The sequence below is a fragment of the Nocardioides pacificus genome (assembly GCF_054775955.1).
The window spans coordinates 127794-141780 of record NZ_BAAHCI010000015.1 but is presented as its reverse complement, the minus strand read 5'-3'; the positions used below and the strand labels follow the sequence as shown (position 1 = coordinate 141780).

General features: G+C 70.6%; 11 protein-coding genes. 7 read left to right on the top strand and 4 right to left on the bottom strand.

All coding sequences use genetic code 11. The annotated features are described in order from the left end of the window. Positions 1–16 precede the first annotated feature (16 nt). Positions 17–1255 (bottom strand): D-inositol-3-phosphate glycosyltransferase, encoded by a 1239-nt coding sequence (mshA, locus tag ACYU7L_RS19270; protein ID WP_460801711.1) that lies wholly within the window; start codon positions 1253–1255, stop codon positions 17–19. Between the two features lie 230 nt (positions 1256–1485). After that, positions 1486–1920: a hypothetical protein gene (locus tag ACYU7L_RS19265; RefSeq protein WP_460800164.1), complete on the bottom strand. Its 435-nt coding sequence runs from the start codon at positions 1918–1920 to the stop codon at positions 1486–1488. A gap of 95 nt (positions 1921–2015) precedes the next feature. Between ACYU7L_RS19265 and ACYU7L_RS19260 the strand changes: the two genes are divergently transcribed. Next, positions 2016–2705, top strand: coding sequence for an aspartate/glutamate racemase family protein (locus tag ACYU7L_RS19260; RefSeq protein ID WP_460800161.1), 690 nt, complete (start codon positions 2016–2018; stop codon positions 2703–2705). Positions 2706–2992: 287 nt separating this feature from the next. On the opposite strand, the gene ACYU7L_RS19255 is transcribed toward ACYU7L_RS19260, so the two are convergent. Beyond that, positions 2993–4363 carry a protealysin inhibitor emfourin gene (locus ACYU7L_RS19255; RefSeq protein ID WP_460800158.1) on the bottom strand — a complete coding sequence of 457 codons (1371 nt, stop codon included), beginning with the start codon at positions 4361–4363 and terminating at the stop codon, positions 2993–2995. 180 nt (positions 4364–4543) lie between these two features. Between ACYU7L_RS19255 and typA the strand changes: the two genes are divergently transcribed. Continuing rightward, on the top strand, positions 4544–6439 hold the full coding sequence (typA, locus tag ACYU7L_RS19250; RefSeq protein WP_460800156.1) for a translational GTPase TypA: 1896 nt from the start codon (positions 4544–4546) through the stop codon (positions 6437–6439). Positions 6440–6765: 326 nt separating this feature from the next. On the opposite strand, the gene ACYU7L_RS19245 is transcribed toward typA, so the two are convergent. Continuing rightward, positions 6766–7860, bottom strand: a complete 1095-nt coding sequence (locus ACYU7L_RS19245; protein ID WP_460800155.1) for an ABC transporter ATP-binding protein — start codon at positions 7858–7860, stop codon at positions 6766–6768. Between the two features lie 279 nt (positions 7861–8139). Between ACYU7L_RS19245 and ACYU7L_RS19240 the strand changes: the two genes are divergently transcribed. The 5 genes from ACYU7L_RS19240 (at position 8140) to ACYU7L_RS19220 (ending at position 13954) form a co-directional block, all read left to right on the top strand. After that, positions 8140–9438, top strand: coding sequence for an ABC transporter substrate-binding protein (locus ACYU7L_RS19240; RefSeq protein ID WP_460800150.1), 1299 nt, complete (start codon positions 8140–8142; stop codon positions 9436–9438). A 128-nt stretch (positions 9439–9566) separates the two neighbouring features. Then, on the top strand, positions 9567–10568 hold the full coding sequence (locus ACYU7L_RS19235; protein ID WP_460800148.1) for a carbohydrate ABC transporter permease: 1002 nt from the start codon (positions 9567–9569) through the stop codon (positions 10566–10568). Beyond that, positions 10565–11404: a carbohydrate ABC transporter permease gene (locus ACYU7L_RS19230; RefSeq protein ID WP_460800146.1), complete on the top strand. Its 840-nt coding sequence runs from the start codon at positions 10565–10567 to the stop codon at positions 11402–11404. Before ACYU7L_RS19235 ends, ACYU7L_RS19230 begins: the two co-directional genes overlap by 4 nt. Beyond that, positions 11401–12897, top strand: a complete 1497-nt coding sequence (locus ACYU7L_RS19225; protein ID WP_460800142.1) for a glycoside hydrolase family 1 protein — start codon at positions 11401–11403, stop codon at positions 12895–12897. Before ACYU7L_RS19230 ends, ACYU7L_RS19225 begins: the two co-directional genes overlap by 4 nt. A gap of 19 nt (positions 12898–12916) precedes the next feature. Continuing rightward, on the top strand, positions 12917–13954 hold the full coding sequence (locus ACYU7L_RS19220; RefSeq protein ID WP_460800140.1) for a LacI family DNA-binding transcriptional regulator: 1038 nt from the start codon (positions 12917–12919) through the stop codon (positions 13952–13954). Positions 13955–13987 lie beyond the last annotated feature (33 nt).

Below are 13987 nucleotides of genomic sequence, written 5' to 3'. Positions count from 1 at the left end.
GCGGTCTGCGGTGCCTTCACGAGGCGATCTCCTGCTTCATCTGGGCGCGGGCGAGGTCATAGACCCCGAGCGTGCGCTCGGCGGTGGCCTCCCAGGCGAACATGGCGGCCTGGCGTACGGCGCCCGCGCACAGGCGGGCGTGCAGGTCCTCGTCCTCGATCACCCGGCGCAGCGCGGCGGCCCAGTCCCGCGGCTCGTGCCCCTCAACGAGCAGGCCGCTGTGCCCGTCGCGGACGACGGTGGTGAGCCCGCCCACGGCAGCGGCGACCACCGGCGTGCCGGTGGCCTGGGCCTCGGCGGCGACCAGCCCGAACGACTCGTTGTAGGACGGTACGGCGACCAGCGTCGCGGCCGCGCACCACCGGGCCAGCTCGTCCTGCGCCACGGGCGGGACGAAGCGCACCACGTCGGTCAGGCCGAGCTCGTCGGCCAGCTGGGCCAGCGACTCGGGGTGCTCGAGCCCGCTGCCGGAGGGCCCCCCGACGACGGGTACGACGAGCCGCGATCGCAGCTGCGGCGACTGCTTGATGAGCACCGCCACCGCGCGCAGCAGCACGTCGGGGGCCTTGAGCGGCTGGATCCGGCCGGCGAAGAGCAGCACGTGCGCGTCGCGGGGCAGGCCCAGTCCGTCGCGGGCGGTGGCGCGATCGACCGGGCGGAAGACGTCGAGGTCGACCCCGGGGTGGACGACCTCCACGCGGGCGGGCTCCGCGTCGTACAGGTTGATCAGCTGCTTGGCCTCGATGTCGGTGTTGGCGATCAGCATGTCGGCAGCCTCGACCACCTGCTCCTCGCCGATCACCCGCGCGGCGGGCTCGGGGGTGTCGCCCTCGGCAAGCGCCTCGTTCTTGACCTTGGCCATCGTGTGCATGGTGTGCACGAGCGGCACGCCCCAGCGGTCGCGGGCCAACGCGCCGACCTGCCCGGAGAGCCAGTAGTGGGAGTGGACCGCGTCGTAGTGGCCCAGCGGCTGGGCGGCCTCGGCACGGAGCACCTCGCGGGCGAACACGCACAGCTGGCCGGGCAGCTCCCCCTTGCCCAGGCCCTCGAAGGGACCCGCGTGGATGTGGCGCACGAGGATGCCCTCGTCGACCTCCACCAGCGGCTCGAGGCGCGACGAGGTGGCTCGGGTGAAGATGTCGACCGCGATCCCCCGCTGGGCGAGACGACGGGAGAGCTCGAGCACATAGACGTTCATCCCACCCGCGTCACCGATCCCGGGCTGGTCCAGCGGGGAGGTGTGCAGGCTGATCATGGCCACCCGGGAGATGCCACCGGGGACGGGTCTGGGGAGGGACAGCTCGCTGCCCCCGCGCCCTCGCGCAAGCTCCACGTGATCCCTTCCATCGCTCCGGTCGCCGCATCCGGGAGGCTGACTCCCGGAGGTTGAACCACGAAGGATTCTCCGGGATTCCCCAAACCGGCGTCCGTCGACCCCGGCCCCGAGAGGGCGTCTGCTCGGACCGGTACCCCGTGACCGCCGGGTCAGCGCGCGTGGCTGCCGCGGGTGGCGCGGGTGCCGCGCGTGGCCCTGGTGGCGCGGCGGGCAGGGGGCGTGCGACCGGCCGACTCCTCGGCGGGGGCCGCGGCCCGGAGCCGCCAGAGGCCGACACCCGCGAACGTGGCGCCCGCGACCGCGTCGACGGCGTGGTCGGCCGCGAGCGGGTGGAGGACCTCGAGCACCGACCAGACCAGCAGCGCGAAGCTCACCGCCACGACCGCCTGCAGCCAGAGGGGCGCCCGGCGCACCATCGCGACCCCGGCGCCGGCCAGGGCCACGCCCAGCAGGACCAGGCCGACCCAGTAGAGCCCGTCCGGCAGCCCCGTGACGGGGTCTCCTGCCATGAGCAGGACGGAGCGGGCGATCCAGGCCAGCCCGCCGAGGATCCCGGTGATGGCGACGGTGCTGCTCAGACTCATGGCCGAAGACTCCCAAACACCGCCCTCGCGCACAACGGGCGTCCAATCGGTGGGTGTCGCCACGGGCTCGTCGCGGCAGTGACACACTGTTCCCCGTGCAGACCATCGGACTCATCGGCGGCATGAGCTGGGAGAGCAGCGCCGTCTACTACCGCGACCTGAATCTCGGCGTGGACAAGCGGCTCGGCGGCTACTCGTCCGCCAAGAGCGTGCTGTCCTCCGTGGACTTCGCCGAGGTGACCGCCCTCCAGGAGGCCGGACGCTGGGACGAGCTCGCCGAGGTGGTGGCCGAGGCCGCCCGCGGCGTGGAGCGTGCCGGCGCGGACTTCCTCATGCTGTGCACCACGACCTTCCACCGCGTCGCCGACCAGGTCGAGGCCGCGGTGGACATCCCGCTGCTCCACCTCGGTGACGTCGTCGCCGAGGCGTGCAAGCGCGAGGAGCTGACCTCGGTCGGCTTCATCGGCACGTCGTTCTCGATGTCGGACCCCTTCTTCACCGACCGGATCGCCTCCCATGGCCTGCAGGTCGTCGTCCCGGACCCTGAGCGGCACGCGGCCATCAACCGGATCATCTATGACGAGCTCGTCCACGGCCGCGTCCTGGACAGCTCGCGCCGCGAGATCGTGCAGGTGGTCGACGAGCTCTGGGACAAGGGCGCCGGCGGTGTCGTCCTGGGCTGCACCGAGCTCGAGCTGCTGGTCAAGCAGGCCGACGTCGAGCTCCCGCTCTTCGCGCCGACGGCCGTCCACGTCGCCGCCGCCCTCGACCGCGCCCTGGCCTGAGCCGGCCGGCCGCTGCTCGCCGTACGGCGGATGGCGGGACCTGGCGGAACCTGCTGCCGTTTGGTCCCCAACGGCATGAAGAACGGGTAAAGGCCTGCAGTCTCTGCCCAATCGGCACCCTTCCTCCCGACCGGACAGAAGAACGTCGTCGTTGGGGACCAAACGGCAACGAAAACCGGCCAGCACCCGCAATCTCCGCCCAATCGACGCGTACGACGCACCCCGGCCCGCGCACGCCGGCCCAGCCACCCCGGCGCCGGCCACCCCTGCGGCGGCCACCCACCCAGCTACTGCCCCGGCTCCTCAGGCAGCGCCAGCGCCGCCAGCCGCCGCAGCTCGGCGGTGAGCTGCTGCTCGGGGACGGCGACGGAGCGCTCGTCGACGACGAAGCGATAGACGTAGGCATCCGGCGCCGGTCGACTCTGCCCCAGCGCGGTCAGGTCGACGCGCGCGATCAGCTCGCGCGCCTCCGCGACGCGTGGGTCGTCGCCGTCCAGGTCGAGCCTGCCCGTGGTCGTGCGGCCGACGAAGCCGCCGGAGCGGCGCACCTCGAGCATGTGTGCCACCAACGGCCCAGAACCAGACGCAGAGGCTGACCCGGCCAGAGCCGACCGACCGGCCGCGGGCTCCACCCCCACCTGCTCCCACGCGGACGCCACCGCGTCGGCGTGCGGACCCGCCACCTCGATCGTCGCCGCGGCGAAGCCGGCGAAGTCGGTGCGCGCTTCGATCCGCCCGGACGTGAGCGCGTCGTACCAGATCCGACCGGCGCCCTCCGCTGACGTGCCACCGATCGCCACGGCCGACAGTTGGAAGGCGCGGTTGGGGATGCCGGAGTTGAGGTGCACGCCTCCGTTGTCGTCGTCGGTCACCACGTAGTCGTCGAGGTGCCCGACCTGGGGGTCGCGACCCAGCACCGGATCGTCGTACGCCGTGCCCGGCGCGGCCAGGTCGCGCAGCGCCCGGGCCTTGACCCCCGGCAGGAAGAGGCCCTCGCCGACCAGCCAGTCGCCCTCGGCCGCCTGCTGGCCGAGCAGCCGCTGCTTGAGGCAGGCGGCGAAGGCGTCGCAGAGCGACTCGTTGAGCGCCCCCGGCTGATCCTCGTAGACGAGGTCGGCGGTGTGCTGGACGACGGCGTGCCCGAACTCGTGGGCGAGCACGTCGACCGGCTTGGTGAACCGGTCGAAGACCCGGCCGTCGCCGTCGCCGAAGACCAGCTGCGACCCGTCCCAGAAGGCGTTGGCATAGTCGCGGCCGTAGTGCACGGTGAGGCTCACCGGGGCGCCGCGCCCGTCATGGGAGTCCCGCCCCCACACCTCCGCGAACAGGGCCAGCGCCGCCGTGATCCCCGCTGCGGCCTCGTCGACCGCCTCGTCCCCGGTGGCGTCCTCGCCGGCCGCGCGCACCGGCATCCCCGGCAGCGCGGTGCCGCCCGCGGCCGTGTGCACCGTCCAGGCCGGGGACCTGTCGCCCGGGCCGAGCGTCTCCGGCAGCCCCCCGCGCCCCGTCTGACGCCCCGTCCGACGTCCCGCTCGCAGCTGCTCGTCGAGCGTCAGCGTGGTCCGACAGGGATCGGGTACGGCGAGCGCCGACGTCTCGCCCGCACGGCTCGCGGCGATGTGCTCCAGGAGGTAGGACGGCACGAACTGGCAGCTCATGTCCTCACCTTCGACGACACCACCGACACCCGCAAGAACCCTCGAGGAGCCGGTCGCCGGCGACGTCCCTCGAGGCGCCGGACGTGCGAGGTTTCGGAGCCTGCGCTGGTCCGCGACTAGACTGCGACCGGCCCCGCTGGGCCCTCCACCGAAGCCCTACAGAACGGCGCCGCTCACCTTATGTCTGGAACCACCGCCCGCACCGACCTCAGGAACGTCGCCATCGTCGCGCACGTCGACCACGGCAAGACCACCCTGGTGGACGCGATGCTGCGTCAGGCCGGCGCCTTCTCGGCGCACCAGGCAGAGAGCGTCGCCGAGCGGGTCATGGACTCCGGCGACCTCGAGCGCGAGAAGGGCATCACGATCCTCGCGAAGAACACCGCGGTGCACTACGCGGGGCCCGCCGGCGGCGGGAAGCCGATGGTCATCAACATCATCGACACCCCCGGCCACGCCGACTTCGGTGGCGAGGTGGAGCGCGGTCTGTCGATGGTCGACGGCATCGTGCTGCTCGTCGACGCCTCCGAGGGCCCGCTGCCGCAGACCCGCTTCGTGCTGCGCAAGGCGCTCAACGCCGACATGCCCGTGATCCTGGTCGTCAACAAGACCGACCGCAGCGATGCCCGCATCGCCGAGGTCGTCGACGAGACCTACGAGCTGTTCATGGACCTGCTCGACGAGAGCCACAGCCAGGACGCCCTCGACTTCCCCGTGGTCTACGCCTCGGGCCGTGCGGGTGTCGCCGGGACGGACCAGCCCGCGAACGGCGAGCTCCCCGACTCCCCCGACCTGGAGCCGCTGTTCAAGACGATCCTCGAGACGATCCCGGCGCCGACCTACACCGAGGGCGCGCCGCTGCAGGCGCACGTCACCAACCTCGACTCCTCGCCGTTCCTCGGCCGGCTCGCGCTGGTCCGCGTCCACGAGGGCACCCTGAAGAAGGGCCAGAACGTCGCGTGGATGAAGCGCGACGGATCGGTCAAGACCGTCAAGATCACCGAGCTCCTCGTCACCGAGGGTCTCGAGCGCCAGCCCGGCGAGTCGGCCGGTCCCGGCGACATCGTCGCCATCGCGGGCATCCCCGACATCACCATCGGCGAGACCCTCGCCGACCCGGAGAACCCGGTCGCGCTGCCGCTCATCCACGTCGACGAGCCGGCCATCTCGATGACCATCGGCACCAACACCTCGCCGCTCGTCGGCCGGGTCAAGGGCTCCAAGGTCACCGCCCGCCTGGTCAAGGACCGACTGGACGCCGAGCTGATCGGCAACGTGTCGCTGCGGATCCTCCCCACCGAGCGTCCCGACGCCTGGGAGGTCCAGGGCCGTGGCGAGCTCGCGCTGGCCATCCTGGTCGAGCAGATGCGCCGCGAAGGCTTCGAGCTCACCGTGGGCAAGCCGCAGGTGGTCACCAAGGAGGTCGACGGGAAGCTCCACGAGCCCGTCGAGCGCCTGACCATCGACGCCCCGGAGGAGTACCTCGGCGTCATCACCGAGCTGCTCGCCGCCCGCAAGGGCCGGATGGAGCAGATGACCAACCACGGCACCGGCTGGGTGCGGATGGAGTTCCTGGTCCCCGCACGTGGCCTGATCGGCTTCCGCACCGAGTTCCTCACCGACACCCGCGGCACCGGCATCGCCCACCACATCTCCGAGGGCTACGAGCCGTGGGCCGGCGAGATCCGCTCGCGCAACAACGGCTCCCTCGTCGCCGACCGCAAGGGCGCCGCCACGGCGTACGCGATGACCAACCTGCAGGAGCGCGGCGTGATGTTCGTCGAGCCCACCACGGAGGTCTACGAGGGCATGATCGTCGGCGAGAACTCCCGCGCCGACGACATGGACGTCAACATCACCAAGGAGAAGCAGCAGACCAACATCCGGTCCGCCACCTCCGACAACTTCGAGAAGCTGATCCCGCCGCGCAAGCTCTCGCTCGAGCAGTGCCTGGAGTTCTGCCGCGACGACGAGTGCGTCGAGGTCACCCCGGAGATGATCCGCATCCGCAAGGTCGTCCTGGACGCCAACGAGCGCGCGAAGACCGCCTCGCGGGCCCGCAAGGCCAACAAGTAACCAGCTCCACCGAGGCCTCCTGAGCCGAGGGCCGCACCGGACATCACCGGAGCGGCCCTCGGCTCGCCGCATTTCCCGCCCACCCACTCGGGCTGGGGAGGCGCTCGACGCCACGGGCTCGAGGTGCAGGTACGGCGCGACGAGGCTCGCGCTGCTCACCGAGCCAGCCGTCCCCGGCCGAGGCCTTCACGACGTACGCCGCGAGCCCGGGCGCCCGGGCGCAGGGTGCTGCCCGCAGAGACAGCACGAGCCGTCGGCTCGTCCGGAGATCCGGATCAGCCAGCGGCTCGCACTGTCCCTGAGGAGGTTGGGTCTGGGGGGTGGGCTCAGCCCGACAGGCGCGCTCCCGAAGCGGTGTCGAAGACGTGCAGGCCGGTGGGGTCGATGACCAGCCGCACCGGTGCGCCCTTCTGCAGCTGGGGACGTCCCGAGAGGCGGACGACGGCCTGCGCCGGGGTGTTCTCGGGCGTGTGCTCATTGTCGACCATGGCGTAGAGGTACGCGTCCGCACCGAGCTCCTCGACCACCGTCACGGTGACCGGGAGGCCCGGCTCCTCCAGGCTGCCCAGGCGCCAGGCGTCAGGGCGTACGCCGAGGGTCACGTCGCCGGTGGCACGGGAGGCGACGTCGCGGTCGAGGGGGATCTCGTAGCCGCCGATCCAGGCGTGGCCGTCCGCGACCTTGGCGGGGATCAGGTTCATCGCCGGCGAGCCGATGAAGCCCGCCACGAAGAGGTTGACCGGCCGGTCGTAGAGGCCCAGCGGGGTGTCGACCTGCTGGAGCAGCCCGTCCTTCATCACCGCGACGCGGTCCCCCATCGTCATCGCCTCGACCTGGTCGTGGGTGACGTAGACGGTCGTGATGCCGAGGCGCTGCTGCAGGGCGGCGATCTGGGTGCGCGTGGAGACGCGGAGCTTGGCGTCGAGGTTGGACAGCGGCTCGTCCATGCAGAATACCTGCGGCTGACGCACGATCGCACGCCCCATCGCCACCCGCTGCCGCTGGCCGCCCGAGAGCGCCTTGGGCTTGCGGTGGAGATAGTCGGCGAGGTCGAGCAGCTCGGCGGCCTCGGCCACGCGCTTGGCGCGCTCCTCCTTGCCGATCTTGGCCACCTTGAGAGCGAAGCCCATGTTCTCGGCCACGGTCATGTGGGGATAGAGCGCGTAGTTCTGGAACACCATCGCGATGTCGCGGTCCTTGGGCGCCTCGGTCGTGACGTCACGGTCGCCGATGAGGATCCGGCCGGCGTTGACCTCCTCCAGCCCGGCGAGCATCCGCAGCGAGGTCGACTTGCCACATCCGGAGGGTCCGACGAGGACCATGAACTCTCCGTCCTCGATCTCGAGGCACAGGTCGTCGACCGCCGGCCGGTCGGTGCCGGGGTAGCGGCGCTGTGCGTGCTCAAAGGTCACGGTGGCCATGGGGATCCCTTCGGTGCGGAGTCCGTCGCCTGACGTCGCGGGCCGGACATACCTGGTCCTGGCCAAGGTACGACGCCCAATGCGCCACGTCTAGTGGGAGCGCTCCCATCAGGACCAAAGTCCCAATGTCCGGTCATTGACGGTGGTCTCTTGACACCGATTGTGACGGCTGTCATGGTGACAAACGGCGATCAATGGAAGCGCTCCCACACTTCCGTCACTTGACCGCCCGCAACGTCGCCCACCCGGGCGGACGGCACGTGACGGCAGGAGAGCACGGTGTACACGAGGAAGACCGGGCGAGCACGACTCGCCCTCGGAGTGATGATGACGCTGACGTTGGGCGCGACCACCGCAGCCTGCGGCGGCGACAACGACCCGACGGAGTCCGCAGAGCAGAAGAAGCTCTCCAAGGGCGAGACCGTCACCATCACCACCTTCGGCGAGTTCGGCTACGACGCCCTCATCGAGGAGTGGAACAAGGAGAACCCCGACATCCAGGTCGAGCAGACCAAGGTGTCCAAGTGGGACGACTGGAAGGCCGAGGTCACCACCAGCCTGCAGGCCGGTGGCCAGGGACTCCCCGACGTCGTCGCTCTCGAGGGTGACTACATGCCCGCCGTCGTGGCCGCTCCCGACGTCTGGGTCGACCTGGCGCAGGACGAGGTCGAGGGTCGCTGGCTGGAGTTCAAGGAGGCGGGGGCCACCACGGCCGACGACCAACTCCTCGGCTACGCCACCGACGCCGGTCCCGAGGCGATCTGCTACCGCAAGGACCTCTTCGAGGCGGCCGGGCTCCCCAGCGACCGCGAGGAGGTGGCGGCTCGGATGGGCACCTGGGAGGACTACTTCGCCCTCGGCGAGGAGTTCAAGAAGGGTTCCGACGCCCACTTCTACGACGCCAGCGGCTCGATCGCCCAGGCGATGCTGAACCAGGTCGAGTTCCCCTTCGAGACCGCCGACAACGAGGTGGACATCTCGGGTGACGAGCTCGCGAAGATCTACGCCGACGTCACCGCGCACAAGGACCTGGGCAGCAAAGCCGTCCAGTGGAGCCCGGACTGGACCTCCGCGTTCAAGAAGCCCGGCATCGCGACCATCGCCTGCCCCGGCTGGATGCGCGCCAACATCAAGACCAACACCGGTGACCCGGCTCCCGCCGGCGTCGTCTGGGACATCGCCGACGCCTTCCCCGGCGGCGGCGGCAACTGGGGCGGCTCCTACCTGTCGATCCCCAAGGTCTCGACCCACCAGGCCGAGGCCAAGGAATTCATCACCTGGATCACCGCTCCCGACCAGCAGGCGAAGGTCTTCCAGGTGACCGGCAACTTCCCGTCGCAGGTCGAGGCCCTCGAGGACGAGAGCGTCCTCAACGCCACCGACGAGTACTTCAACAACGCCCCGGCCGGCGAGATCTTCTCCAACCGCGCCGCGGCGATCACGGTCATCCCGCACCACGGCCCGCTGTACTCGGACATCCTCCAGAAGTTCCAGGACGCCATCAACCGCGTCGACCAGGGCACCGACCCTGACAAGTCCTGGAAGAGCTTCGAGCAGGACGTCGCCTCGCTCCAGTGATCCACTAGCTCGGCCCGCCGGGCCGCTCGGAACTCTCCACGGGCGGCCCGGCACCCCCCCGAACGATCCGAAAGACCCGGACGACCCGCACGCTGATGTGAAATCCCAGGACCCCAGGAAGGGCGCCGATGCTCACCGACGAACGATCAGGCCCCGGCGCCGACACCACCGAGTCCGCCCGTACGGCGACCGCGATCCAAGCGCCGGACCGAGCCCGTCTGCGCCGCCAGCGCCGATCGCGCTTCGACCTCAAGGTCTCGCCCTACCTCTACATCTCGCCGTTCTTCATCCTCTTCGCCATCGTCGGGCTGTTCCCGCTGCTCTACACCGGCTACCTGTCGGTGCACGACTGGGACAAGCTCTACCGCCAGCGCGGCGAGTTCAGCGGCCTCGAGAACTTCGAGTTCGTCCTCGGCGACCCGATCTTCCAGAAGGCGCTGGTCAACACCTTCAGCATCTTCTTGATGTCGTCGGTGCCCCAGGTCATCCTCGCGGTCACGATCGCGGCGCTGCTCGACAACCGACTGCGCGCCGCCACCTTCTGGCGGATGAGCGTGCTGCTGCCGTTCGTCGTCGCGCCGGCCGCCGCCGCCCTGATCTTCGGCAGCCTCTTCGCCGACCAGTCGGGCCTGATCAACGCCGCGCTCCGCGAGATCGGCCTCGAGCCCATCCGTTGGCACGTCGACCGGCTGTGGAGCCACTTCGCGATCTCGAGCATGGTCAACTGGCGCTGGACCGGCTACAACACCCTGATCTTTCTGGCGGCCATGCAGGCCGTGCCCCGGGACCTCTACGAGTCCGCCGCCCTCGACGGCGCGGGCCGGGTGCGCCAGTTCTGGTCGGTCACGCTGCCGATGATCCGTCCGACGATGGTCTTCGTCATCGTCACCAGCACCATCGGCGGCCTGCAGATCTTCACCGAGCCCCGCCTCTTCGACGACTCCATGAGCCGCGAGGGCGGTGCCGACCACCAGTACATGACCCTGGCGCTCTACATCTACGACCGCGGCATCGTCGACGGCTTCTACGGCCGTGCCTCGGCGGCGGCCTGGGTGCTCTTCCTGATCATCGTCGGGATCGCCCTGCTCAACTTCGCTCTGACCCGCTACTTCACCAGGAAGTCCGCATGAGCTCGCGCAAGCTGGTTGACCGCCCCGGGTGGGTCGTCTACGGCCTCCTCGCCGCCTTCGTCATCGGTTCGGCCCTGCCGCTCTACTGGTCCTTCGTGATCGGCTCGCACACCAAGGCCGAGGCGATGGAGATGCCCCCGCCCCTCATCCCGGGCGGCCACTTCCTGGACAACGCCGGGCGCGTGTTCGACACCATCGAGTTCTGGCAGGCCCTGGTCAACAGCATGATCGTGTCGACCGCCTGCGCGGTGTCGGTCGTGTTCTTCTCGACGCTCGCCGGCTACAGCTTCGCCAAGCTGAAGTTCCGCGGCTCCAACACGCTGATGGGCTTCGTCATCCTGACGATGGCGGTCCCGACCCAGCTGGCGATCGTGCCGCTGTTCATCATCGTCACCGACTACGGGCTCTACGACACGCTGACCGCAGTCGCCCTGCCCACCCTCGTCACGGCGTTCGGCGTGTTCTTCATGCGCCAGTACCTCCTCGACGCGATCCCCGACGAGCTGATCGAGGCGGCGCGCGTCGACGGCGCCTCGATGCTGCGCACCTTCTGGACCGTGGCCGTCCCCGCCGCCCGACCGGCGATGGCGATCCTGTTCCTCTTCACCTTCATGACGGTGTGGACCGACTACATGTGGCCGCTCGTCGCGTTGAAGGACAACCAGACCCTCCAGGTCGCGCTGGACGAGCTGGCCATCACCGGCCAGGGCCAGACGACCGACTATGCACTCGTCCTCGCCGGCACCGGGCTCGCCACGATCCCGCTGCTGATCTTGTTCATCCTCTCCGGCCGCCAGCTGGTCGCCGGCATCATGCAAGGAGCCGTGAAGGGATGACCTCCCCTCTCACCACCCCCATCACCAGCCCCACCACCGACCCCGCCGGCCGACTGGTCTTCCCGCCCGACTTCCTCTGGGGCGCCGCGACCGCGGCGTACCAGATCGAGGGCGCCGCTGCCGAGGACGGCCGCACGCCGTCGATCTGGGACACCTTCGCCCGCGTCCCCGGCGCCGTGCTCAACGGCGACACCGGCGACGTGGCCTGCGACCACTACCACCGCGTCCCCAAGGACGTCGCGCTGATGCGCTCGCTGAACCTCAACGCCTACCGGTTCTCCACCGCGTGGCCGCGGGTCCGCCCCGACGCCGGCGCCCCCAACCAGGCCGGCATCGACTTCTACGCCCGCCTCGTCGACGAGCTGCTCGACAACGGCATCACCCCCTGGATCACGCTCTACCACTGGGACCTGCCGCAGGTGCTGGAGGAGGCCGGCGGCTGGACCAACCGCGACACCGCCTACCGCTTCGCGGAGTATGCCCTGACGCTGTACGACGCACTCGGCGACCGCGTCCCCTACTGGACCACGATGAACGAGCCGTGGTGCTCGGCGTTCCTCGGCTACACCGGCGGTCAGCACGCCCCCGGCCGCCAGGAGAACGTGGCGGGGGTCGTCGCCGCCCACCACCTGATGCTCGGGCACGGGCTCGTCGTCGACGAGCTGCGCCGGCGCAGCACCACCTCGAAGCTCGGGATCACGCTCAACCTGACCGTGGCCGAGCCCTTCGACCCGGCCGAGCCCGCGGACGTCGACGCGGCCCGCCGCGTGGACGGGTTCTTCAACCGGGTCTTCCTCGAGCCGATCTTCCACGGCCGCTACGCCGACGACCTGGCCGGCGACACCGACGGCATGACCTTCGACGGCAAGCAGTGGCAGGACTTCGTCCAGGACGGGGACCTCGCGCTGATCAGCGCCCCGCTCGACGTCCTGGGCGTGAACTACTACCACGGTGACGGCGCCAGCGGACGCCCCGTCGAGGACGAGGCGCAGGTGCTCGGCTCCCGCATCGAGCACGCGCCGCGACCGGTCACCACACCCTTCCCGGGCTGCGACGACGTCAGCTTCCTGCGGCGCGGGCTGCCGGTGACGGGGATGGACTGGGAGGTGCAGCCCGAGGGGCTGACCCGCCTGCTGGTCCGGCTGCGCGACGACTACGCCGTGCCGACGATCCACATCACCGAGAACGGCGCGGCGTACGACGACGAGGTCGGCCCGGACGGGATCGTCGACGACCAGGATCGGCTCGCGTTCATCGACGCGCACCTGCGCGCCACCCACGACGCCATCGAGCAGGGCGTCGACGTGAACGGCTACTTCGCGTGGTCGCTGATGGACAACTACGAGTGGGCCTACGGCTACGAGCAGCGCTTCGGGATCGTGCACGTGGACTACGACACCCAGGTGCGGACGCCCAAGGCGAGCGCACGCTGGTATGCCGAGGCCGCCCGCGCCGGGAGCCTGCCCGGGACATCCACCGCGAACGCGGACTGAGGCCAGTACCGTGACGTCGATGAACGGGACCGGGCGCCACCACGTCGTGTCCACCTCTCCGACCCTGGACGAGGTGGCGCGCGTCGCTGGCGTGTCCCGGGCGACGGCGTCACGGGCGGTCAACGGCGGGGATCGGGTCAGCCCCCGGGCACAGAGCGCGGTCGAGGCGGCGGTGCGGACGCTGGGCTACGTCCCCAACCGGGCCGCGCGCAGCCTCGTCACGCGACGTACCGACTCGGTGGCGATCGTCGTGCCCGAGCCGGACGACCGTGTCTTCTCCGACCCGTTCTTCGCCGCGACCCTGCGGGGGGTCACCCACGTGCTCGCCGAGCGCGACCTGCAGCTGCTGCTGCTGCTCGCCCGGGCCGGCGCGGAGAAGGAGCGCACCCTGCGCTACCTCAGCAACCGGCACGTCGACGGCGCGATCGTGGTCTCCCACCACCGTGACGACGGGCTCGCCGACCACCTCGCCGCCATCAACCTGCCGTGCGTCTTCGGAGGTCGGCCCTGGACCGGCGGCGACAAGGTCGCCTACGTCGACGTCGACAACCTCGCGGGCGAGCGGGAGGCGACCGAGGTGCTCATCGCCCGCGGCTGCCGCCGGATCGCCACCATCGCCGGGCCGGCCGACATGACCGCCTCGCAGGACCGCCTCCAGGGCTGGTGCATGGCGATGCGGGCGGCCGGACTGCCCGACGACGCGATCGAGCACGGCGACTTCACCGAGGCCGGCGGGGAGCGGGCGGCGCGCGCGCTGCTCAACTCCCACCCCGACCTCGACGGGATCGTCGCCGCCTCCGACCTGATGGCCCAGGGGGCCCTCAAGGTGCTCGCCGAGCACGGGCGGCGGGTGCCGGACGACGTGGCGGTGATCGGGTACGACGATCTCGGCGTCGCCGAGCGGACCACCCCCCCGCTGACCACGATGCGCAACCCGATCCAGGAGATGGCCGAGCGCGCCACCCGGCTGCTGCTCGAGCAGATCGACGGCGACCGGGCCGGCCGGCCGATGCGGGTCGTCATCCAGCCGCAGCTGGTGCGGCGCGAGAGCAGCTGAGCCGCTCACCGCTGGGGTTTCAAGAGTTTCTGG